Annotated in this window: 12 protein-coding genes; 7 read left to right on the forward strand and 5 right to left on the reverse strand. The window is 70.9% G+C overall.

Features of this window, described 5'->3' with window-relative positions:
* The first annotated feature begins 671 nt into the window (after positions 1-671).
* The 4 genes from HNR10_RS11940 to HNR10_RS11955 are packed head-to-tail and all read left to right on the forward strand — an operon-like array spanning position 672 to position 11,615.
* A complete protein-coding gene (locus HNR10_RS11940; protein WP_179823168.1) occupies positions 672-4,724 on the forward strand; it encodes a DUF6603 domain-containing protein in 4,053 nt (1,350 codons plus the stop codon).
* Positions 4,725-4,740: 16 nt separating this feature from the next.
* The gene (locus tag HNR10_RS11945; protein ID WP_179823169.1) at positions 4,741-6,744 is read left to right on the forward strand and encodes a hypothetical protein; all 2,004 of its coding nucleotides are present in this window, start codon (positions 4,741-4,743) and stop codon (positions 6,742-6,744) included.
* A complete protein-coding gene (locus tag HNR10_RS11950) occupies positions 6,744-10,091 on the forward strand; it encodes a hypothetical protein (RefSeq protein ID WP_179823170.1) in 3,348 nt (1,115 codons plus the stop codon). The genes HNR10_RS11945 and HNR10_RS11950 overlap by 1 nt, the downstream gene beginning before the upstream one ends.
* A gap of 12 nt (positions 10,092-10,103) precedes the next feature.
* Positions 10,104-11,615: a hypothetical protein gene (locus tag HNR10_RS11955; protein ID WP_179823172.1), complete on the forward strand. Its 1,512-nt coding sequence runs from the start codon at positions 10,104-10,106 to the stop codon at positions 11,613-11,615.
* Positions 11,616-12,302: 687 nt separating this feature from the next.
* On the opposite strand, the gene msrA is transcribed toward HNR10_RS11955, so the two are convergent.
* Positions 12,303-12,992 carry a peptide-methionine (S)-S-oxide reductase MsrA gene (gene msrA, locus HNR10_RS11960; protein ID WP_179823174.1) on the reverse strand — a complete coding sequence of 230 codons (690 nt, stop codon included), beginning with the start codon at positions 12,990-12,992 and terminating at the stop codon, positions 12,303-12,305.
* A 69-nt stretch (positions 12,993-13,061) separates the two neighbouring features.
* On the opposite strand from msrA, the gene rarD reads away from it, so the two are divergent.
* The 3 genes from rarD (at position 13,062) to HNR10_RS11975 (ending at position 16,561) form a co-directional block, all read left to right on the forward strand.
* Positions 13,062-13,997, forward strand: a complete 936-nt coding sequence (gene rarD, locus HNR10_RS11965; RefSeq protein ID WP_179823176.1) for an EamA family transporter RarD — start codon at positions 13,062-13,064, stop codon at positions 13,995-13,997.
* A gap of 109 nt (positions 13,998-14,106) precedes the next feature.
* Positions 14,107-15,018 carry a hypothetical protein gene (locus tag HNR10_RS11970; protein WP_179823178.1) on the forward strand — a complete coding sequence of 304 codons (912 nt, stop codon included), beginning with the start codon at positions 14,107-14,109 and terminating at the stop codon, positions 15,016-15,018.
* A gap of 223 nt (positions 15,019-15,241) precedes the next feature.
* Positions 15,242-16,561, forward strand: coding sequence for a hypothetical protein (locus HNR10_RS11975; protein WP_179823180.1), 1,320 nt, complete (start codon positions 15,242-15,244; stop codon positions 16,559-16,561).
* A gap of 217 nt (positions 16,562-16,778) precedes the next feature.
* On the opposite strand, the gene HNR10_RS11980 is transcribed toward HNR10_RS11975, so the two are convergent.
* The 4 genes from HNR10_RS11980 to nuoL form a co-directional block, all read right to left on the reverse strand.
* On the reverse strand, positions 16,779-17,783 hold the full coding sequence (locus HNR10_RS11980; RefSeq protein WP_179823182.1) for a polyprenyl synthetase family protein: 1,005 nt from the start codon (positions 17,781-17,783) through the stop codon (positions 16,779-16,781).
* 140 nt (positions 17,784-17,923) lie between these two features.
* On the reverse strand, positions 17,924-19,594 hold the full coding sequence (nuoN, locus tag HNR10_RS11985; protein WP_179823183.1) for an NADH-quinone oxidoreductase subunit NuoN: 1,671 nt from the start codon (positions 19,592-19,594) through the stop codon (positions 17,924-17,926).
* The gene (locus HNR10_RS11990; RefSeq protein WP_179823184.1) at positions 19,591-21,237 is read right to left on the reverse strand and encodes an NADH-quinone oxidoreductase subunit M; all 1,647 of its coding nucleotides are present in this window, start codon (positions 21,235-21,237) and stop codon (positions 19,591-19,593) included. Before HNR10_RS11990 ends, nuoN begins: the two co-directional genes overlap by 4 nt.
* Positions 21,238-21,240: 3 nt before the next feature.
* Positions 21,241-23,184 (reverse strand): NADH-quinone oxidoreductase subunit L, encoded by a 1,944-nt coding sequence (gene nuoL, locus HNR10_RS11995; RefSeq protein ID WP_179829685.1) that lies wholly within the window; start codon positions 23,182-23,184, stop codon positions 21,241-21,243.
* Positions 23,185-23,188: the final 4 nt, after the last annotated feature.

Consider the following 23,188-nt stretch of genomic DNA (forward strand, 5'->3'; position numbering starts at 1 on the left):
GACAGCCAGGCATGGGTGGCACCCAACCACGCGGAGGGGCGCCAACCATGCAGTCCACAGAAGTGCCCCGAATCCGAACATCCGCCCAATACATCGAAAACCTGCGAGGCTTACGGACGACCCAGGCAATCCTTATAAATCAATACGGACCCCTCAAAGAGTTACTGAAAGAACAAAATATTCGGACGCGACGGGTGCCAATAAGGAACCGACGCACATCCTCAACCCTTCGCTTGACCCGAAATTTCTCTCACTGCTACCTTCCAAGCTGCCTCCAGAATTTCCCTGACACCCCTCGCAGGAGAAGCATGCCGGAAAAACTTTTGGGAGACAGCTCCGACGAGACGCCCCTGGGGCTCCCGGAAGATGTGGTTCCACAGAAGGCACAGAAGGAACTGGCGAGCTACCTCAAAGGCAACACAGCCCGCTTCGTCAGAGCAGGAGAGGGACCAGGTGCCGCCCCCTCTTCTTATGAGGCGGAGGTGACACCCCTGTCCCAGGATCACCCCCTGGCAGCTTCCCTGGAGATCGAGGAGGAAGACGGGAAGACGTCGGCACTGCTGAAGTTCCGCCTTCCCGGCTGGGAATTCACCTCACCGAAGAACGGAAAGACCGACCTCTCATTTCTCCGCGGGCTTTTCGGAGAAGACGAATTCCACGCGATCGCGGTCGTGCGCGCCACATCTGCCGGCGAGGAGGTGTCCGCTCATGAGCGGATCGGCATCTGCTTTCCCGAAGCGGGCGGGCTGGTACTTCTCTACGATGGAGAGACCTCCGTCCTCGCGTGCGAGAATTTCGCCCTCTCCGCAGCCCTGGACGTCATGTCCCTGCCGTTCGTCCCGGCCCAGGCCCGGAACGGTGCGCACTGGTCACTCGGAGAGGACCGGAGCTTCCCCAGCACCACGTCCACCCTCTCCTGCCAACTCCAGCTCGACCCGAACGATCACAAGCTCACGTCAGTCGGGCTCCTCCTGGACGTCTCGCGGGCACTGACCCTCTTCGAGACACCCGAGCCGATCGTCATGCGTAACCCCGGGGCCGTCGTCAACATCGACCTCTCCGGGGCCTCACCCTCCACCCGCGTGACGCTCAAGGGGGAGCTGGACTTCGGCGGTCTGCGCCTCTTCGCCGACTGCACCCTGCCCCAGGGGGAATTCGGCGCGGACCTCATCGAGGTCACCCCCGCCCCCTCGGGTGAAGCGGGTGGCTCGGCCGCCACACGACTGTCCGAATCCGCCCTCCCCGCCTTCCAGGGGTTGCCGGACCTGGACGTGGCCTCGGCCTCGGTCACGGGCGACGCTCGGGCCGGTACGTGGTCAGCACAGCTCAACATGTCCGGCACCTGGAAACTCCTCAACGGGGTCGGCGTCCAGGATCCGCGCTTCACCGTCACCCGGGAGAACGTACACGCCAACGGGGAAGGTGCCGCGGGGAAGGACGCTGCCGAGACACCACCCGAAGGCGCCCCGGCAGGCGAAGGCGGCAAGCAGATCAGGGCGACCGCCCAGGGCACCGCCCTGCTCGGGGCACTGCGTGTGGACACCACCCTGGAACACACCGAGGATGGCTGGCACCTCCAAGGAGAGCTCCTGCGCCCGAACCCTTCGGACGTCCAGGACTGGGCGCGAACCGGGCACGACACCGACCTGGGTCATGTGCTCGGTGACGTGGAACTGGCCGGACTGCACCTCGAGGCGAACACGGGGAAGGGCGAGTTCTCCGTGCGGTGCTCGGGGCGTTGGTCCGTCCTGCCCCAAGGCAGCACCTGCGAACTGGACATCACCCGGGGCGCCGCCGAACGAGCGGATCTCACCGTGGTCCTGCCGGTCGCGATCGACGGCGCCCCACACCCCATGACCTGGAGGGGCGACGCCTCCCGCGGGTCGGAGCGCATCGACCTTTCCTGGAAGGACGAGAGCGGTGTCAACCTCGGCGCGGTCGTCCGCGCCCTGCACCCCGGAGCCGACCTCCCCGACGAACTCCTGCCGGTGGTCACGGAACTCTCCCTGGGTTACACCAAACACCCCGGTACGCAATCCCCCGGAGGCAGCACCCTCACCCTCGCGGTGCTCTCCGACCCGGTGTCCGTCGCCGTGGCCCTCGACCACCCGGCAGCAAACGGTTCCCAGAACCCGGGCACGGCACTGGCTGTCCTCACCCGGGCGAGCCTGGGGTCCAGCCTGACCGCGTCCCATCTCCCGATGGTCGGCCAGTTGATCCCCCCGGACCTGGACGCCGGGGTGAGCCGAGCCGACCTGACACTGACCCGTCCCCGGCTCGACGCCGAGACGGTGCGGCGGATCAACACCGCGCTTCCGGAGACGCTCACTCTCCCGGAGCCGTCGGAGGGCAGGACCCCCGCCACATGCCTGTCCCTCACCCTGACACTGCCCGGAAAGTCCGACAGCCGTGTCAGCCTGGACCTGGGCGGCGGGTCGGACGCGGAGGCCGACACCGCTCCCCGAAGCATCCCCGCGGCGGACGCCCCCGAGGTGAAGGGGGCCGGTACCTCGGACGACTCCCCGGTCCAGAAGAGTTCCTCCGGCGCGGCCTCCTCTGACGAGGGCGAAGGCACGGCCAGCGGTGGCGACTCAAAGCCCTCGGTGTCGTGGAAGGACGTCCGGCGCCAACTCGGCCCTCTCGACCTGCGCAAGATCGGGCTGGGCCACCACGACCGCAAACTCTGGCTGATGTTCGACGCCGGGCTCGCCTTCGCAGGGCTCAGTGCCCAGACGGACGGTCTGGGGCTGGGCTTCTCCCCGGCGGAACTGCGTGCGGGCCAGTTCACCCCGGAGCCGGTGCTGGACGGCCTGACCGTCGCCTACTCCCGCCCTCCCCTGACGCTCAGCGGCGGGTTCGAGCGCTGGCCCGCCGACGACGAGTTCGACGTGCGCCTGGGCGGTACGGTCAACGTCTCGGCCACCAAGTTCTCCCTGGAGGCCGTGGGCAGCTACCAGCACGCCAGGGCCGGATGGTTCTCCCTGGACGTGATCGGTCGCCTCGGCGTCAAGTTCGGTGAACCCCCCGTCTTCGTGGTCACCGGCCTCATGGGCGGCTTCGGATACAACAGCCGACTGCGCGTACCCGCGATCACCGAGATCGATTCCTTCCCCCTCCTGACGGCCATGACCGACACCGCCCCCGAGCACACCAAGGACGGTGCCGAGGGTACGAAGGTCGACACCGGCGGTACCGAGGGAACGGCGGGTGCGAAGGCCGAGGTCTCGGAAGCCGGGGCCGAAGAGACCAAACCCGCGGAGGCCGGGACCGAAGGCGAGGGGCAGACCCCGAAGGGCGGCCCGGACCCTGCTTCCGCCGTGACCGAACGCCAGACAGCGCTGCTGGAACAACTGCGCGGCGAGGGCGAGGACGCCTGGCTGGTACCCGCGGCAGGGGAGTTCTGGGCCGCCGCGGGCCTGACCTTCACCGCCTTCGAGATGATCAGCGGTGAGGCCGTACTGGCCGTAGGGCTCGGTGACGACCTGAGCATCACCCTCATCGGGCACGCCGACGCCACCTTCCCCTCCGCCAAGGACGTGCCCGGGGCAGCCCCGGCCACCCACTACGCGGTCGCCGACATGGACCTGCGCGTCGGCTACCTGCGATCGCAGCACCTGTTCTCCGCCGAGGCGCGGTTGACCGACAAGACCTACGTGGTGTCCAAGGACTGCCGGGTCACCGGCGGGCTGGCACTCTACACGTGGATGTCGGGCCCGCACGGCGGGGACTTCGTGCTCAGCATCGGCGGTTACCCGGACGGCTACCCCGTGCCCGACCACTACCCCCGGGTCGACCGGGTCGCGATCGACTGGACCCCCTCGACCGGTGTGGTCGTCCACGGGGAGGCCTACTTCGCGCTGACCCCCCGGGCCATCATGGCGGGCGGAGCCCTCAACGTCTCCTACCGGTCCGGGGGTCTGCACGCCTGGTTGGACCTGGCCGCGCACATCCTCATCGCCTGGGCGCCGTTCCACTTCGACGTCGGTGTCTCGGTCAGCATCGGTGTGGAGTACACGTTCCACCTCCTGTTCTGGGACGTCACCGTGGGTGCGCACTTCAGCGTGGAGGTGGACCTGCACGGTCCGCCGACCGGCGGCCGGGTCACCATCGACTGGACCGTCATCTCCTTCCACGTCGACTTCGGCGCACCGCCCCAGGGCGCCTTGGCCCAACGTCTGAGCTGGGAGGAGTTCAGCAGCAAACTCCTGCCGGACCAGCACCTGATGCTCACTCCTCTGGCAGGTCTGCACACCGAGGCACCGGGGACCGGGGCACCGGGGAGAGAGTCGGTCTGGACGGTGGTCGCACACGGCTTCTCCTTCGGTATGCGGTGCGCGGTACCCGCCACACAGGCCCATTTCTGCGACCGGAACATCACCGCCGCGGAGACCGCCCCGGAACCGGTGTCCGTCCGCCCCATGGGTGTTCGGACCACCGGCGCCTACCACTCCGTGTCCGTCGAGTCGCTGAGCGGCGGAGAGCCGCGGCCCCTGAACGAGGAGGAGCTCGCGAACTGGACCACCACCGTGGCGACCGGGTCCGTCCCCGCCGCGCTGTGGGGTTCCGCGGACGACACCGGCCCCGACCACAGCCTGGTCAAGGATCAGTTCCTCGGCCTGACCTGCACCGTGGCCGGCTCCGCACGGGTCGGGGAGATCGACCTGCCCGCCTCGGTGCTCACCGCCACGACAGAGCCCACGGCCCCCCTCCCGCTCCTGGACTAGAGAAGGACCCGCTGTCTTGTCCGACCACACGGCCACCCTGAGCCTGTCCTCCGCCGCCATCCCCTCCCTGTCCGCGGGTGACTACCGGATCACCGCCGAGTACGGGATCACCACCGGCGACGAGGTCCACCAAGAGTCCGTGCAACAGGCGGTCCGAGTCGCCGCCCCGCGCTTTCGCCTCGACCCGGGACTGGTCGCCAGGGTCTACCCTCCGCCGGCCTCCACCGGTGCCTACGACACCGTGCTGCCGCACGCGGCACTGTCCCGGCCCACCCTGCCCTGGGAACGCGAACCCGAGCCAGGGGGACTCGGCCCCGGGCCGGGGGGCGACAACCCGCCTTTGCGGCACGAGCCGTGGCTGGCGCTCCTGCTCTTCGGGCCCGGCGAACTCCCCGACGACCCCAAAGCGCTCGGCCGCACCACACGGACCACGGTCCGCGACTGGCTCGCCGACACTTCCTGCTCCGTTCCGAACCTGCGCACCACAGAGGAGGAGAGCGCCTCCCCCTGCCAGACAGTCCGGATCCCGACTGCCCTCTTCCAGCGTGTCCTGCCCGCCCCGAGCGACCTGGCCCACCTCGCGCACGTACGCACCGCGAACGCTCCCTACAGCGACGGCGTGTCCGTACTGCCCCAGGACTGCGCCGTGCTGGTGGCCGGCCGCCTCCCCGCGGCGCCCGCCTCGGGGACGGTGGCCCAGGCCGCGCACCTGGTGTCGTTGGAGGGGGTGCACACGATGGCCGAGAGCCTGACCTCGGACTCCCCCGCCCACGTGCGCCTGGTGTCCCTGCACTCCTGGTCGTTCAACTGTGCCCCGGACACGGGCCCCGGGTTCGGGGCCGTACTGCGAGGGCTCGTCGGAGAGTGCCGGACCACCGGAGGACAGTTCAGCGCTCCCCCCGTCTGCGATCCCGGGACGTCGAAAGCGCAGACGCCCCGCACGGGGGCCGTACGCGTCCACCTCTCTCCCGCATCCCTGGACGAGGAGGCCGGAGCACCACCGTGCTACGGCGGGCCCCTGCAACCGCGTACCGGGAGACGTCCCGCCTCCGACCTCGGCTATGCGGACGCCCGGGCTCTGGGGCGCACGATCGCGCTGGGCCGGGCCGACATTCTGGCCGCAGGTCGGGGAACGCAGCGCACACCGTCGCGCGCTCCCCGGACCCATCAGGAGCAGTTCCACGCCCTCCTGACCAGTGGTGCCGCCCGCGACCTGGGTACGGCCCTGCACGCGCACCGCGCGGTCACGAAGAACCCGGCGCCAGCCCCGGCCCAACCGCCCGCACCGCCCACAGCCCCCGCCCGCTCCCCCGCCGACGTGACAGCGGCCGCCGAACTCCTGGCGGCCGATCTGTTCCAGTTGCGCGGCGTACCCTTCTGCCACCTGGTGCCCGACCCCCGGATGCTGCCCGCCGAGACACTGCGCTTCTTCCACGTGGACGAGACCTGGGTACAGGAATTGATCACCGGTGCCGCAGAGGTCAGCGCCAGCAGCTCCGGTCTCCGGAGCACCATCGAGGCGCTGACCGCCGCAGCCGTGCGGCGGGGTCGCACGCTCACCGGGCTGGACACGGGAGCCGACCACCGCACCGGTCTGCTGATCCGCTCCCAGCTGGTCGCCGACTGGCCGACCCTGCACGTCAACGCCGGAGGCACGGACGGGCCGGTCACCGTACGCCGCCGTGCCCTCGCCAACGACGTCCTCCTCTGCCTCTTCGCCAGCGGTTCCGCCGTCACCTGGGTGGAGTTGGCCGAACCCGCGCACGGCCTGCACTTCGGTTTCTCCCGGGGAGACGACGGCCTCCAGACGGTCGTGCGCGGCCCGGACGGGGAGGACACCGGGCAGAGGGTGAGTCTGGCTCCCCTGATGCGTTCGGCACACGACCGCACCCTGAACCTGACCGCCCTGGCCGCCAAGGCGTGCCCGGGACCGGAGCCCACCCCCTCCCAGCTCGCGGTCCAACTCATCCGATCCCCCTTCCGGCAGTACTTCGGCAACCCCCCGCAGGAGCAGCACTGATGAACCCCCAGGAGCCGATCAACGGGGTGCACGTCCCGATCAGCGTGCACGCACTACCGGTCACCCCCGTGACCCGGTCCGAAACGGCCTTCGAACGCAGGACACCGAACTTCCACCTCACCGCGCTCCGGCTGGACCCCGAACACGAACCCTTCGCGGGCGCCGACGCCGAGTTCCGTTCCAGGAAGGACAGCGACGGCGTGTACGTCCAGTGGACGCTACCCGCCGCGCTCCGCCACGGCCGACCGGGCACCGGCCCCGGCTCGACCGCGGTCACCTTCCCCGCCGTGCCCAACCGGTGGCTGGTCACCCGCACCGGCACCAACGCCGGGAACCCCCTGCCGCCGGAGGCGTGGATCGTGGAGAGCGACTACAGCCACCCGGAGCGGGGCAGCGCGCCCTACGTCGTCGGACACGGGGACAGCTGGCGGCTGACCCGGATCGGCAGGGCCGCCCGGCTGGCCGACTGGCCGCGCCTGCGACAGGAGGACCCCGGACACGACCTGCCCGAGCACCTGACCGCGCTCGGCCCCGGACTTCCCACCTTCACCGCCTACCAGCCCTACCACCCCGACGTGCTGTCCTTCCACGACACTCTCACCGGGCTGGACACCCCCGGCGAGACGGGGCCCGACCTGCGGCTGAACTACGGTGTCGTCGGCTGGTACTCCGACCCCCGACTCGATCCGCTCAACAGCGACGCGGGGTTGCACCGAGCACTGCAGGACGCGGGATGGCACCTGGCCTCGCCGGGGCAGCCCCTACCCGAGCACGGCCGGTCGGTGTACGGCGGAGCCGTCCACGGCGTGCCCTGGTCACCCGGAATCGGCACGAACGCGGTACCCGACCCCGACGACGTCGGTATCGCGGTGGGCCCGACCGCCGTCGACGCCTTCCTCGCCGCCCTGAGCTCACCCTCCCTCGGTGTCCAGGCCCTCGATCACGACCAGGCCGAGGCGCTGCGGCACCTGGGATTCGGACACCTGCCCGCCTCGGACGACACCGACGGCGCCTTCACCACCGCCCAGCGCCAGTTCTCCTCCGCCTTCCTCCCCTTCTCCGGAGGCCACCGGTGGACCGTCCACGCGGACGAGGACGCCGCCGGGGCCGCGAAGCTGGCCGCCGAACTCAACTCCCTCCAGGACCAGCTCGACACCGCCAGGCGCGAACTCGCCTCTGCCCGCTGGGAGGCCTACGCGCTCTGGTTCGCCCGGGGCCGCCCCGCCCTGCCCTCAAGCCTGGACCGGGCCGACTTCGACCAGGAACTCGACCCCCTCCGGCCGGGCACGGTGGCCGCGCGCATCCGCCAGACCGAAGCCCGGATCACCCGACTGGCCTCCCAGATGCCGGTGGAGGGGCCGGACCGGTCCCTGGAACAGGCCGTCGCGGAGTACCGGCGCGCCCGGGCCGTCCCTTCCACCTGGACCGTGGAGCGCTCGGAGAAACCGGCCTTCCACCGGGCGGCGGACCCGGTCGCCCTGCTGACCCTGCCCACCACAGACGTCGAGCTCGCACCGGCCGCCCCCGAAACCCAGGGGTGCCGGTTCACCAGGGAGCCGGGCTTCGTCCAGGCGGCAGAGGAGAACCTCCCGGATCTGTCCCCGGCCTGGGCCGAGAGCCCCGAACTCGCCGTGGCCATCCAAGTGCAGTGCGTGCGCTGCGTCGTGGCCGGCACCGCCTGGCACGCGCCCTGGCAGCCGCTGTACCTGGAATGGGAGGCGGAGGTCCACCCGGTTCCGTGCACGGGCGCAGACGACCCCGGCTGGCGGTTCGACGGCAACCGGTACCTGCGCGAGGAAGCCGAACCGGACCAAGGCGACCCATTGGTCCTGAGCGGACGACAGCCCGTGGACACCGGTGCGCCGAAGGTCTTCCGTTCCCAGCTCACACGCTACGCCGAACAGCACCCACAGCTCGACGAGCCGATTCGCGCACGCATCGAGGAGTTCTCGTCCTCGATCGAGCGATGGCGTGTGCTGGCCCAGCCGCTGACGGGTTTCACGGACCGGCTCGCGCTGCGTACACCGGGGCTGGCACCGGCGCCCCCGCCTCGAACGGCCGCGCTCACCGGTCGCGGAGTACGCCGTGTGCCCGACCTGGGCCCGCTCCCCCTGCCCTTCACCGAGCCGGTCCACCGTATGGCCCAGACCCGGTCGACCCGTTTCGTGTTCACCCGGCTGACCCTGGTCGACCGGTTCGGTCAGGCACTGCCCCTGGTCACCCCCGACAACCGCGACCAGGTCACCGTCGACGTCTCCGAACGGCTCGACAGCCGGGATCCCGCGCGGCCCCGTGCCCGGGACCAGTTCGTCAGGACGCAACCGCGCCTGCTCCAAGCGGCACGGCTCTCCTTCGACCTGCTGGACACCGCCGAACCCGGGCGACGGGTGGACGACCACGGACTGACCCAGCCCGTGCACGGTTGGCTGGTGCCCAACCACCTGGACCGCACCCTCATGGCCTTCGCCGCGGACGGCAGGCCTCTGCGTGAAGTGGGATCGGCCGCCGGCGAGCTTCCCACACCTCCCGGCTGGCGTTCCCCCCAGAACCACGGCCCCCGACCGCCCGGGCCCGCCCTGCTCCGCCTGCTCAGTACCCTCGAGAGCTCGCAGCACTTCGACGAGCTGTGGCAGCAGATCACCACGGCGGCGGCCGTGACCAGTACGGGTAACAGCAGCGGCCACAGCCACCTGGAACTGATCGGACGCCCCCTCGCGGTGGTTCGGGCCAGGCTCCGTCTGGAACTCGACGGGCCGCCACTGTTCGACCCGAGCTGGCGCAGCATCCTGCCGAGCCGCCGCGGCCACGGCACCGGCGCCGCCTACCCGTCCTACCCGTGGGCGGTGCGTCTGGGTGAGCCCGAGCGCACCACCGACGGGCTCGTCGGCTACACCGACGTCGCCCGGCCCGGTGGTCCCTTCCACGGTGTGAACGCCGCCCCCGGTATCTGGGTGCGCCCAGCGGAGGGGCACGATCTCCTCCTGCGCGCCGACGGCACGTCGGAGACCACGCTCACCCTTCTCATGGACGCCCACACCCCCGTGCACGCCACGACCGGGATCCTCCCGCAGGTCTCGGTCCGCCTCCCCGACCGGTGCGCGGCCCCGCTGTCGACGATGCCCGCCTTCTTCCGGGTAGGTCCGCTGCTCGCGCCCCAGAAGGGCAGCTCCGTGCTTCTACCGGTCGGGGAGAGCCCCGCCCAGACGTGGGAGTGGGCGGAACCGGAAGCCGGGGGCTCCTGGAAGTGGTGGCCGACCGCTCCCGCCAACGAACAGGCGGCGTTCACCCCGCCCCCGCCCCTGCGAAACGGACTCCTGGCAGTACTGCCCATCCCCTCCTCCCGCTGAGAAAGGACGAAGATGCCCGAGGAAACCCGCCTGGACTACTCACTCGTCTGCACGCCTTCCCCGCTGACCACGCATGGGAGCGCGGACCTGCACATCGTGGTCTCCAACGGAGGCCAGGACCCCGTGGACGTCACCCGGATCATGGTCGGTGTCCGGGTCGGCGACACCTCCCAGGCGTTGACCCCGGCGCTGGGCGCAGCCGTTCCCTCGGCCAGTTCGCAGAACTGGTCCCTGGACACGATCACCCCCGAGACGGTACTCGCCACACCCGGGTACCAGTACGCGACCTTCAAGGGGGCCAGGACCGGAGGGGAGGGCCTGACTCTCAGCCTCACCGGGGTACGGGTCAACGGACAGCCCGGGACCACCAGGCTGGAGGTCCTGGAGTGGTCCGGCGCCGAGACGGAACCGCGACGGGTCCTGCTCTCGGTGCCCAAAGTGGGTGGGGACGCCGCGCAGCGACCGCACCAGAGGCTGGACTTCCGCGCCGAGAAGCCACGGGTCACCACCTCCGAGAAGGTCCGGCTGGTGTGGAACGGGGACCCGAGGTGCGCCTACTCACTGGCGGGGCTTCCGGGGGAGAGCACACCCAGGTCCGTGGTGGCTGCCGGTACCCCCGACCCCTCCTACCAGTGGCTGGTCGGAACCCTGTCGGACGACGCTGTCTTCACGCTGATCGAGGAGTTCTCCGACGCCTCGGGGACCTCCGTCAAGTCCTACGCGACCTGTGGTGTTTCCGTGTCGCGGCCGGTGGTCGACGCGGCCGAGGTCCGAGCGGACCTGGCCCGAGCAGGGCAGGTTCAAGCAGACCAGGTTCGAGCAGATCGGGTTCTTGTGGGCGGTGAACACCCCGTGGAAGTCACCGCGCTCAACGGAAACCAAGGCCGCGGGGTGCGGATAGGTGAGAACTTCCGTGTCTGGGAGGACGGCAGCCTCTCCACCGGCGCGATCGTCCGCGGTGAGAAGACCACCACGGAAACAACCCAGATCAGGTTCAACGGCCGTATCACCACGGCTTCAGGGCTGACCGTGCTCGCTCCGGAGAACATCGGTTACGACCCGGACGCTTCCGGTTTCGACCCAGGTCTGGCCCGGTTCTCCCTGGACGGGGACGGCCACGTGACCACCGGCGACCTCACGGTCAAGGGCAATGTCAGCCTCTTCGGGGAGTGGGAGTCGATCTACCGCGTCGATATAAAAGAAGATTTTCCTCAGAACCCCACAACGCTCACCAAGGAGTACTCCGCAAAGACCGACGGGTTTATCTACAGTCACATCATGTGCCTTGGCAGCGCCTCCTGTGTGGGTTACATATCAAGCTGGAAAGGAGGGAACGGACAGAAAAACCCCGATCTTGCTTTCTACAGCAACGAATCAGACAAGCAACCTTTTAAATCCTCCCCACTGATTCCCGTACGCAGGGGACAGACAGTTACTCTTGCCTTTGATATTTCGAGGACGAGTTCCACAGAAGCGCACTTCCTAGGGGAATTCTCCTGGCTCCCCCTCGGGGGCCGGACGTAACCGGGTCTACCGGCGAACGCGGCATGATTCCGGGGCTGGAGAAATGGGGCCCTCCAGCCCCGGCGCGGTCCAAGCCTGACCGGAGCGCGGGACCGGGCCGCGTCAGTACATGGTCGCTCGAATTCGCAGAAGACTCCTGCTCGGGCAGCACACCTTCGACAAAATAGCAGTTGGGCACCCAAGCAGGCAGCTGTCGGGCACGAAGAAGTACAGGCCGTGGCGGGTTCCCTCCACGGCCGCGGAAGGCAGCAGTGGGTGGTGGCTTTTGAGATGAGCTCTAAGGTGAGTGACCGTCGGAAAAGGCGTGCTCATCCGGCTTGTCCTCGGCGACATCCAGAAAACCTGCCTTGCCAGCGTGTGCCAGCTCGGGTGGACGAAGAAGGCCCCGCCTGCCAGGTGAGGCGAGGACCCGCTGGGGAGCATCCGAGAGACACAGGTCCACCCAGCACCGAACCAAGGAAAGCTGCCTGGCCGGGAGGCACAAGCCGCCCCACAGTCTCCTGGGAACCCCACGCCCAACAAGCAGCTGCGACCACCTCTGACAGCTTCGTCGGCCCCTGCTCCACAGCCAGGCTTCGAGGGCTGAGGGCCCGTGCCAGAGGGCCCAACCATCATTCAATGATGGTTGAGCCATCGTTGAACCATCATTCGAGCGTTCGCGGGGGTACTCGCACGTGCTCGGCCGTACTACTCGGCCGAGCGCGCAGAGTCCGCGTCGTCCGAGGTCACGACCCCGATCGGGCAGCTGGCGCCGGTGCCGCCGATGCCGCAGTAGCCGTTCGGGTTCTTGGCGTCGGACAGGTACTGCTGGTGGTAGTCCTCGGCGAAGTAGAAGGCCGTGAGCGGGGCGATTTCCGTGGTGATCGCGCCGTAGCCCGACCGGCTCAGGGCCGGTTGGAAGGCGTCCCGGGTGGCCTCGGCGGCGGCGCGCTGGGCGTCGTCGTGGTAGTAGACCGCGGACCGGTACTGCGTACCGACGTCGTTGCCCTGGCGCATGCCCTGGGTGGGGTCGTGGCCCTCCCAGAAGACCTTGAGGATCTCGGTGTAGGTGATGCGGGCCGGGTCGAAGACCACGCGGACCACCTCGGTGTGCCCGGTCAGGCCGGAGCACACCTCCTCATAGGTGGGGTTGGGCGTGAACCCGCCCGCGTAGCCCACGGCGGTCGTGATGACGCCGCGCTCGGCGCCCAGGCGCCAGAAGGTGCGTTCGGCCCCCCAGAAGCAGCCCATCGCCACGTCGGCGATCTCGCTGCCCTCCGGGTAGGGCGGGGTGAGCGGAGTGCCCAGCACGGTGTGCTCGGCGTGCACCGGCATCGGGGTGTCCCGGCCGGGCAGGGCGCGTGCTGGATCGACCATGGTCGCTTTTCTCCCGAACATGGACCCAGGGTATCCGCGGACGCAAGAACGGGGGAGACACAGAGTCCGATTCGTCCTACCATTTACACCGTGCCGGAATCCAACCACGGCGTCGCCCTCGGGGCGGGCGCCTTCCTCCTGTGGGGCCTCGCCGCCCTGTACTGGCCCTTCCTCTCCGCCGCCGAGCCCTCCGAGATCCTCGCCCACCGCATGGTCTGGTCCCTGCTCGCCATGTGCGTGTTCCTCCTCATCGCGGGCCGGGGGTGGGCGTGGCTCCCCGCCGTCGTCCGCAGCCCTCGGCGCTTCCTGCCGATCGCCGCGGCCGCCGCCCTGATCTCCCTCAACTGGTGGGGGTTCATCTACTCGGTCTCGATCTCGCAGACCCTCCAGGCCTCGCTCGCGTACTTCATCAACCCGCTCATGTCGGTCTGCCTCGGCATGGTGTTCTTCTCCGAGCGCCTGCGGACCGCCCAGTGGATCGCGGTCGGCCTGGGTGCCCTGGCCGTGGTCGTGATGACGGTCGCCTACGGGTCCGCGCCCTGGCTCTCCCTGCTGATGGCCTCGTCCTTCGCCGCCTACGGCGCGGTGAAGAAGTACGTGGACCTGGACGGGATGCGCAGCCTCACCGTCGAGACCCTCATCATGTTCCTGCCGGCGCTGGGCTTCGTCCTCTACCTGGAGATCGGCGGCTCGGGGACGATGTTCTCCGTCTCGCCCGGCCACACGGCGCTGCTCATCGGCGGCGGTTTCGTGACCGCGCTGCCGCTGCTGCTGTTCGGGATGGCGGCCCAGCGCGTGCCGCTCACCATCATCGGGATCCTCCAGTACATCGCGCCGACGATGATCTTCCTCATCGGCTGGCTCGTCCAGGGCGAGGAGATGCCGCCGAGCCGCTGGATCGGCTTCGCGATCGTGTGGTCGGCCCTGTGCGTGTTCGCCTTCGACCAGATCCGCAGCGCCCGGTCCCGGTCCGCCGCCCGGCGGTCGGAGCAGGCCACTCAGCAGCACGGCGCGACGGAGGCCTGAGTTCCCCGTTCGGACGAACCGAAACTACCCTCAGTGACATTGTGCTAACGTTTGGTCGAGAGCGGGGACTCGTTCCCCCGACCAGGCACCTGCCGCGGAGGGCCCATCCATGCAGCGCACCAGCCGAACGCCACGCGCCACGCGCGTCGCCTCGGCCCCGTGCTCGGGTGCGCCCTCCCCGGGGCTGCCGTCGCTGCTGTGCCTCGGGCTGCTGGTCGGCGCCGCGCTGGCCGCCCTGTGGCTGCTGGGCGGCGCACCGGCGCACGCCGACTCCGGCCGCGACACGGTCGGCGCGCTCCCCTCGGCCGCCGCGAACGGATCGGCCCCGCTGAGCGGAGTCGTTCCCGGCGAGGTCGCCGAACCCGTCTCCACCACGCTGGAGACCGTCCACCAGCGGCTCCAGGCCGATCCTGACGCGCACGCCGAACCCGGCGGCGCCCTGACCGGCGCGACCCGCCCGGTCGCCGACGTCGGCGCCGAGGTCATCGGCGCGGTCGGCGAGGCCGACCGCGCCCTGCCCGACACCGACGAACTCGGCGCCGTCCCCGCCCTGCCCCTCGACGAGCCCCACCGCCCCGGCAGTGTCCTGGGCACCCTCGGCACCACCGGTTCCGGCGAGGCCGGAGCGGAGGCCGGCAGCGGCGGCCCCGGGTCGGAACGGGCCGCCGACGACGCGGACCGCTCCGAGGCGGCCGACACCGCCGAACGGGGCGCCTCCGCCGCCGCGGGCGCCCCCGCGATCGTCGGCCCGTCCACCCGCGACGCCATGCCCGCGGTCACCGCCGGCGGCCACCAGGACGCCGACCCCGCGCCGCGCTCACCCGAGCCGCCGGTCGGGCAGTCCGCCACGGCGTCGGCCGCCACCACGGGCTCCTCGCCCGCCCCGGCCCCCGGCATCGCCGGGTACCTCACCAGTGCGCCCCTGACGGCCCCGGGCTCGGACGCGCTCCGCCCGGCCCCGCGCCACCACCGCGCGGCGCCCACCGCCGGCACGGACGACCCCACGGTCTCGCCCGACTAGGACGCCCGGAGGACGCCGGAGGGACGCCACCCGCGCCTTCCGCCCTCCCCGGACCCGTCCCAGCCGCGGCCCCGCCGCACCTCGTTCTGGGCGCTGACCTGAGCCCCGTGCCCACCGCTCACGTGGCTCATGTCAGCCGGAGGTCCTCGACTCCCCGGCTTCGGCCTCCCGCGTTCCGCGCGCAGGCCGCCCCGATATCCACGAACCTTCTGGAAGGACACCCATGACGCAGGCCAAGCGCACCTCCGCCCGGACCGTACTCCTCGCCGCCGGAGCGGCCGGATTCGTCGCCCTCGGCGCCGGGGTCTCGACCGCCGACACGATGGCCACCCCGATGCACGAGGTCGCCCCCACCGTCGAGCGGGCCCTGGTCGAGGGCGTCGCCCCGACCATGCACAGCCTCGCCCCGGGCGGTGTCGGGCCGGTCGCGAACAGCGCCCTGACCGAGCTCCAGGAGTCCGCGACCCCCGCCAAGCCCGCCCCCGACCTGGCCGCGCCGCTGCCCGACGGCCGCCCCGTGCAGACCCCGCTGGGCTCGGTCCCCAACCCCACGAGCGACCTGGCCGACGCCGTCGCCGGGACCCAGGCCGCCACCGGGCTGGACGGCCTGGGCCAGGAGACCGTCGGACACCAGGCCGGCACCGCCGTGGAGGAGGCCTCCCACGAGGCCGGGGCCGTCCTCGGCGCCATGACCGAGGGCTCGGGCACCTCCATGGGAGCGAGCGCCGAGGAGGCCGGCTCCGTGGTGGAGGCCATGGGCCACGGCACCGGCGCGTCCGTGGAGGAGACCGCCTCCGAGATGCTGCCGCACACCGTCGAGGCGACCAAGGCACTGCCCGCGGAGCTCGAACTGGGCCAGGCCACCGAGGCCGTCCGGCTGCCCGACACCGCAGAGGCGCCCGACCTGGGCGCGGTCACCGACCTGACCGGCGACAACTCGCTGGCCCTGAGCGACGCCGCGGACCTGGACAGCGCCCTGTCGCCCCTGGGGAACACCTCCCAGGTCGTGCCGCAGAGCGCGGGCAAGCCCGTCACCCCGAACATGTGGGACCTCGCGCACGTCTTCGGCGTCGAGACCCCCGACCGGGTGCAGGACGTCGTCGAGTCCAACCGGCTGACCGACGACAACTACGTGGACGTCGGCATCGACGAGGCCCTCGGCATGGTCGGCAACCGCAACCTGGAGGACGGCCAGACCCTGCCGCAGGCCGCTCCGTCCGCTCCCGCCACCCCCGGGGTGGCCGACCTGACGGGCGGGCTCCTGGAGGGCGCCGGGTCCCTGGACGCCTCCCAGCCGGTAGGACTCGACGGCCCCCTGGCCGGCACCGAGCTGCCGAAGGTGGCCGAGGGCGCCGAGGCCGGGACCGCCGAGGACCTCGTGTCGGGCCTGGGTCAGGGCACGGACCTGCTGGGCCAGGTCGACACCAGCGACCTGGTCTCGGTGGAGGGCGGCTCGCCGGAGCAGGCGCCCGCCCCGGGCACCACGCAGCACCCGACCTTCACCGAGCTGCCCGGCTCCGAGGCGCTGCCCGTCGTCAGCTGACCCACCTCCACGGCCACGGCACGGCCCGGCCCGGTCGGCACCGCGGCGCCGCCCCGTTCGCACCACGGGGCGGCGCCGTCCGCCGTCGCGGTCCGTCCGCCGCCGGCGGACGCGGTGAGCCGTCCACGGACGGTGCGACGCCGCGGCCACCGCGCGCACGAGGACCCCGCCGCCCGGAACGGGTGGCGGGGTCCTTTCGCTCAGGTCCGGTCCGGACTCAGCCGGAGCGTTCGACCACGTAGTCGCACAGCGCCTCGAACGCGACCCGCGCGCGCCCCTCGGGCAGGGTCGCCAGTTCGGCGCGGGCCCGGTCGGCCCAGCCGCGCAGGGTGGCGTCGGCCTCGGCCATCGCGGGGTGCACCCGCAGCAGGGCCAGGGCCTCCTCGGCCTCGTCCTCGTCCAGCGGCCGGCCCAGCAGCGACTTCAACCGCTCGTCGGCGGGGTCGGTCGAGCGCAGCGCGTAGAACATCGGCAGCGTCAGCACGCCCTCGCGCAGGTCCGTGCCCTGGTGCTTGCCCGACTCCGACGTCTTGCCCGCCACGTCGAGGATGTCGTCGGCGAGCTGGAAGGCCATGCCCAGAGCGTCGCAGGCGCGGGTCACCGTGCCCACCGTCTCGGGGTCGACCTTGCCGAACATGCCGCCGAACTCCGCGGAGGAGGCGATGAGCGACGCGGTCTTGTCGCTGATCACCCGGAGGTAGTGGTCGAGCGGGTCGGTGCCCTCCGGCGGGCCGGAGGTCTCCAGGATCTGGCCCTGGACCAGTCGGCCGAACGTGGCCGCCTGGAGCCGGACGGCCTCGGTGCCCAGGTCGGCGAGCATCTCCGAGGCCCGGGCGAACACGTAGTCGCCGGTGAGGATGGCGACGCTGTTCCCCCACCGCTGGTTGGCGCTGGGCTCGCCGCGGCGCAGGTCCGCCTCGTCCATGACGTCGTCGTGGTAGAGCGTCGCCACGTGGGTGAGCTCCACCACGGCCGCCGCCGGGATGAGGTCGGGCACGGTCGGGTCGCCGAAGTGCCCCGCCAGCAGCACGAGCGTGGCGCGGAACCGCTTGCCGCCCGCCGCGAGCAGGTGGGAGGCGGCCTCGGTGAGCAGGGGGTCGGAGGAGGCCACCGACTCCCTCAGCAGGTCCTCGACCTTCTCCAGGTCGTCCAGGATCTCACGGGCGAGGGTCGGGTCGACTCTCGGCAGAGCGAGAAACCCGCTCGGGACAGCACCGCTCACCGTAAAGCTCCACCTGTCGAACGGGCGCGCGGCCGACCCTCGCATCGAGGGCCAACCGCACGCTCAGCACATGAACATGATCCGACTTGCCACGGTATCCGACCCGGATTGAACCTCCAAAGCCACACCCGGGTAGTGCGTCACTCCCCGCCGGAATCCGCTGTGACCTGCGAGACCATCACCGCGGTCGGCTCCGGTCCGCTGTCCTGGGACGGCACGAGGTGGTCCAGCACCAGGCCGGGGAACACGCCGAGGACGAGCGTGGCCGCCACACCCAGGGTGATCACCCCGCCCGTGAGCACGCCCGCGCGCACCACCGTGGGCGCCTCGTGCTCCGGGTCGCGGAAGAACATCACCACGATGATGCGGACGTAGAAGAACGCCGTCACCGCGCTGCTCAGGACACCGACGATCACCAGCGGCGCCGCACCCGCGGCCAGCGCGGCCTCGAACACCGCGAACTTGCCGATGAACCCGCTCGTGAGCGGGATCCCGGCGAACGCCAGCAGGAACAGCGCCAGCGCCCCGGCCAGGGCCGGGTGGCGGCGGCCCAGTCCGGCCCACCGGTCGATCTCGTTGAGCTCCTGGGCCCCGTCCTTGGTGCGCACCAGGGTGATCACCGCGAACGCGCCCAGCGTGGTGAACCCGTACGCGCCCAGGTAGAACATGGCGCCCGCGAGCCCGTCCGTGCTGCCCGCCACCACGGCGGTCAGGATGAATCCGGCGTGCACGACCGAGGAGTAGGCCAGCAGCCGCTTGATGTCGCGCTGTGTGACCGCGACCACCGCTGCGACGACCATCGTGAGCACGGCCACCGTCCACAGCATCGGCTCCCACACGTCCGCGGAGCCGCCGAAGGGCACGAAGAACACCCGCAGCAGGGCGCCGAACGCGGCGACCAGCGTGCAGGAGGCCATCAGGGCCGTGATCGGGGTCGGGGCGCCCTGGTAGACGTCCGGCTTCCAGTTGTGGAAGGGCACGGCGCCGACCTTGAACAATAGGCCGATCGCGACCAGGCCCACGCCCATCAGCAGGAGCGGCTCCCCGTTCCCGCCGTCGGCGAAGATCGGCGCTCCCCCGGCCTCCACCGCCTCGCGGACCGCGGCGAAGTTCACCGACCCCGCGTAGCCGTAGACCATCGCGATGCCGAAGAGGAAGAACGCCGAGGCGAACGCGCCCAGCAGGAAGTACTTGACCGCCGCCTCCTGGGAGAACAGGCGGCGGCGCCGGGCCAGCCCGCACATCAGGTACAGCGGCAGGCTCATCACTTCCAGGGCGACGAACATCGTCAGGAAGTCGTTCGAGGCCGGGAACATCAGCATGCCCAGCACCGCGAACAGCACCAGGGGGTACACCTCGGTGTGCTGGGAGCCCGCCATGATGTGCGCGCGCTCCTCCTCGCTGCCGGGCACCGTGGCGGCCTGGGCGGCGAACGCGTCCCGGCCGCTCCCGCGCTCGGTGATCAGCACGAGGCTGACCAGCGCCAGGATCGTGATGGTGCCCTGGAAGAACAGGACCGTGCGGTCCACCGCCAGCGCTCCGGCCGCGACCGTGGTGCCCTCCTCACCCACCGAGCCCACCTGGAGGACGAGCAGGACGAACGTGGTCAGCAGCGCCAGGACGGCCAGGCCGATCTGCGGACCGCGGCGCCGCCCCTGGGGCAGGAAGGCCTCGACCAGGACCGCCAGCACACCGGCCGCGAACACCGTCAGCAGCGGTGCCAGCAGCCACCAGTCCAGCTGCGGCGCGGCCTCGGTGATGGTGCGCTGCGCGGCCGTGTTCACCGCCTGCGCGGGGATGAGGGGGATCACTCGTGGTCTCCTTCCTCAGAGGCACCGTCGGCGACCACTCCGGCCTCGGGCACGATCTCCACCGTCCGTTCGACGGCGGGGTTGATCACGTCCAGCATCGGCTGCGGGTACAGCCCGAACGCGATGATCAGCGCGATGAGCGGGCCGACCGCCCACATCTCGCGCACGGACAGGTCACGCAGGCCCGTGAGCTGGTCCGGGGTGGGGCCGGCCATCGTGCGCTGGTACATCCACAGGATGTAGAGCGCGGCCAGCACCACGCCCGCGGTGGCCAGTACCGCCGGGACCGGGCTGAAGGCGTACACGCCCACGAACACCAGGAACTCGCTGACGAACGGCGCCAGGCCCGGCAGGGCCAGGCCCGCCAGACCGACCACCAGGAACGCCCCGGCCAGCCGCGGGGCGACCTTCTGCACGCCGCCGTAGTCGGCGATGCGCGCCGAGCCCTGGCGGGCGATGAGGAAGCCCACGATCAGGAAGAGCGCACCGGTCGCGAACCCGTGGTTGACCATGTACAGCGCCGCTCCGGCCTGCGCCTGCGGGGTCAGGGCGAAGATGCCCAGGGTGATGAACCCGAAGTGGGACACCGACGTGTACGCGATCAGGCGCATCATGTCGCTCTGCCCGATGGCCAGGATCGCCCCGTAGACGATGCTCACCAGGCTCAGCGCCACCACCGGCCACACGAACCAGGACACGGCGGACGGGAAGAGCTCCAGGCAGAAGCGCAGCATCCCGTAGGTACCGACCTTGTCCAGCACGCCGACGAGCAGGACGGCGGTGCCCGGGCGGGAGGACTGCGCGGCGTCCGGGAGCCAGGTGTGCACGGGCCACATCGGCGCCTTGATCGCGAAGGCGATGAAGAAGCCGAGGAACAGCCACCGCGCGGTCGACGGGTCGATCGCGGCCAGCGCGCCACCGGGGTCGGTCAGGTCGGTCCACAGGAACGTGCCGCCGTAGACGTACACGCCGATGACCGCGACCAGCATGACCAGGCCTCCGGCGAGGCTGTACAGCAGGAACTTCACGGCCGCCTTGGCGCGCTCGTCGCCGAGCCCGTACCGCCCGATCATGAAGTAGACCGGGATCAGCATGGCCTCGAAGAACACGTAGAACAGGAAGACGTCGGTGGCGGCGAAGACGCCGACCATCATCGCCTCCAGCACGAGGATCAGCGCGAAGTACCCGCGCCCTCCGTCCTCGCGGTCGTCGTGCTCGTTCCAGGCGGCGACGATGACCAGCGGCACCAGGACCGCCGACATCAGGATCAGCACCAGGGCGATGCCGTCGACGCCCACCGCGTAGTGGACGCCGAAGCGCGGGATCCAGGGGACGACCTGCTCGAACTGGAGGCCGCCCGCCTGCGAGGTGTCGAAGCGCAGCGCCATGGCGGCGACCACGAGCAGGGTCGCCAGGGAGGTGCCCAGGGCGATCCGCTTGGCGGTCGTCCCGTCGGCCGACGGGACGACGCCCGGCCCGGTCGCGGGCCGGACCCGGGTGGCGGTGCCTCCGCCCGCGCCCTCGGCCCGCGCCGAGGCGGTCGCGACGGCCGGCTCGGCGGGCGCCTTGGCGCGTGGCAGCGCCCAGATCAGGATCGCGCCCACGACGGGCAGCGCGATGGCGATGGTGAGCCAGGGGAACATTGTCTAGAACCTCACAACCAGCGTCGCGGCGACGATGACGGCGCCGAAGAGCATGGTGAGCGCGTAGGAGCGGGCGAACCCGGTCTGTGCCCTGCCGAGCCCGGACGAGGAGTCGCGCACGCTCGTGCCGAGCCCGTTGACGGCGCCGTCGATGACCTTGTCCTCGATCACGACCAGCGCCTTGGTGAGGACCTGGCCGGGTCGCATGAGCAGGCCCTCGTTGATCTCGTTGCCGTACAGCTCCCGGCTGGCGGCGACCGTGACGAGGTTCCCCTTGGGCGCGGTGGCGGCCACCGGCCGCCGCAGGTACATCGCCCAGGCCGCGGCCACGCCGAGGACGAGGACGGCCAGCGCGGCGATGCCGTAGGGGGCGGTGAACGCGTGCGCCACGTCGAAGTGGTGCGGGTGCGCGCCGGTGGCGGGGGTGAGGAACGTCGCGAACCGGTCCCCCAGCATCAGGAACCCGCCGAGCGCGACCGAGCCGATGGCCAGCACGACCATGGGGGCGGTCATGCTGGTGGGCGACTCGTGCGGGTGCACGCCCTCCTCCCAGCGCTTGGCGCCGAAGAAGGTCATGAACATCATCCGCGACATGTAGAACGCGGTCAGGGCGGCGCCGACGATGACGGCGGTGCCCAGCACCACGCCCTGCGTGCCGCCGATCCCGAAGGACGCGGAGATGATGCTCTCCTTGGTCCACCAGCCCGACAGGAACGGCACGCCGATGATGGCGAGGTAGCCGAGCCCGAAGGTGGCGAAGGTGATCGGCATCTTCGTGCGCAGCGCCCCGTACCGGCGCATGTCCACGCCGTCGTTCATGGCGTGCATGACCGATCCGGCGCCCAGGAACAGCCCGGCCTTGAAGAAGCCGTGCGTGACCAGGTGGGCGATGGCGGCCACGTAGCCGACCGGGCCGAGCCCGGCGGCCAGGACCATCATGCCGATCTGGCTCATCGTGGACCCGGCCAGGGACTTCTTGATGTCGTCCTTGGCCGAGGCGATGATCCCGCCCGCGAGCATCGTCGCGGCGCCGACCACGGTGACGGCCGTCTGGGCCACCGGGGCGCCCTCGAAGATCGGCCCGGCGCGCACGATGAGGTACACGCCGGCGGTGACCATGGTGGCGGCGTGGATGAGCGCCGACACCGGGGTCGGGCCCTCCATCGCGTCGAGCAGCCACGCCTGGAGCGGGAGCTGCGCGGACTTGCCGCAGGCGCCCAGGAGCAGGAGCAGTCCGATCGCGAGCAGGACGCCGTCGCCGGCGGCCGGGACCGCGGCGAACACGTCGCTGAAACTGACCGCGCCCAGCACCGAGAACATGATCATGATCGCCACGAGCAGGCCGATGTCGCCGACCCGGTTGATCAGGAACGCCTTCTTGGCGGCGGTGGCGGCGGACGGCTTGTACTGCCAGAACCCGATGAGCAGGTAGGACGCCAGGCCGACGCCCTCCCAGCCGAGGAAGAGCAGGACGAAGTTGTCGGCCAGCACCAGCACCAGCATGGCCGCGACGAACAGGTTGAGGTAGGCGAAGAAGCGCCGCCGCCCCGGGTCCTCGGCCATGTAGCCGACCGAGTAGAGGTGGATGAGGGAGCCGACGAAGGTGATCAGCAGGACGAACGTGATCGACAGGGGGTCGATCAGCAGGTCGACGCCGGCGGTGAAGCCGCCGACCGCGAACCACTCGTAGACGGGGACGGAGATGCTGCGCGCGTCGGGGGCGCGGCCGAGCAGGTCGACCAGGACGGCGACCGCCCAGGCGAAGGAGGCCACCGGGAGGGCTGCGCCCAGCCAGTGCCCCCAGGCGTCGGTGCGCCGGCCGCCGAGCAGCAGGATCGCCGCGCCCGCGAGCGGCAGGGCGATGAGCAGCCAGGCGTTCGACAGCACCGCGCCGTCGGCCAGGGTCGCCGCCCCCGTATCGGCGGCGAGGTAGGTGTGAGGTGTCACTTCC

It is taken from the genome of Nocardiopsis aegyptia (assembly GCF_013410755.1).
GTDB classification, from domain to species: domain Bacteria; phylum Actinomycetota; class Actinomycetes; order Streptosporangiales; family Streptosporangiaceae; genus Nocardiopsis; species Nocardiopsis aegyptia.

What these genes read in the sequence shown, in the direction of transcription:
- HNR10_RS11950 (WP_179823170.1), top strand. Translation starts at nt 6,744, where the DNA reads ATGAACCCCCAGGAGCCGATCAACGGGGTGCACGTCCCGATCAGCGTG.
- HNR10_RS11955 (WP_179823172.1), top strand. Translation starts at nt 10,104, where the DNA reads ATGCCCGAGGAAACCCGCCTGGACTACTCACTCGTCTGCACGCCTTCC.
- msrA (WP_179823174.1), bottom strand. Translation starts at nt 12,992, where the DNA reads ATGTTCGGGAGAAAAGCGACCATGGTCGATCCAGCACGCGCCCTGCCC.
- HNR10_RS11970 (WP_179823178.1), top strand. Translation starts at nt 14,107, where the DNA reads ATGCAGCGCACCAGCCGAACGCCACGCGCCACGCGCGTCGCCTCGGCC.
- HNR10_RS11975 (WP_179823180.1), top strand. Translation starts at nt 15,242, where the DNA reads ATGACGCAGGCCAAGCGCACCTCCGCCCGGACCGTACTCCTCGCCGCC.
- HNR10_RS11990 (WP_179823184.1), bottom strand. Translation starts at nt 21,237, where the DNA reads ATGTTCCCCTGGCTCACCATCGCCATCGCGCTGCCCGTCGTGGGCGCG.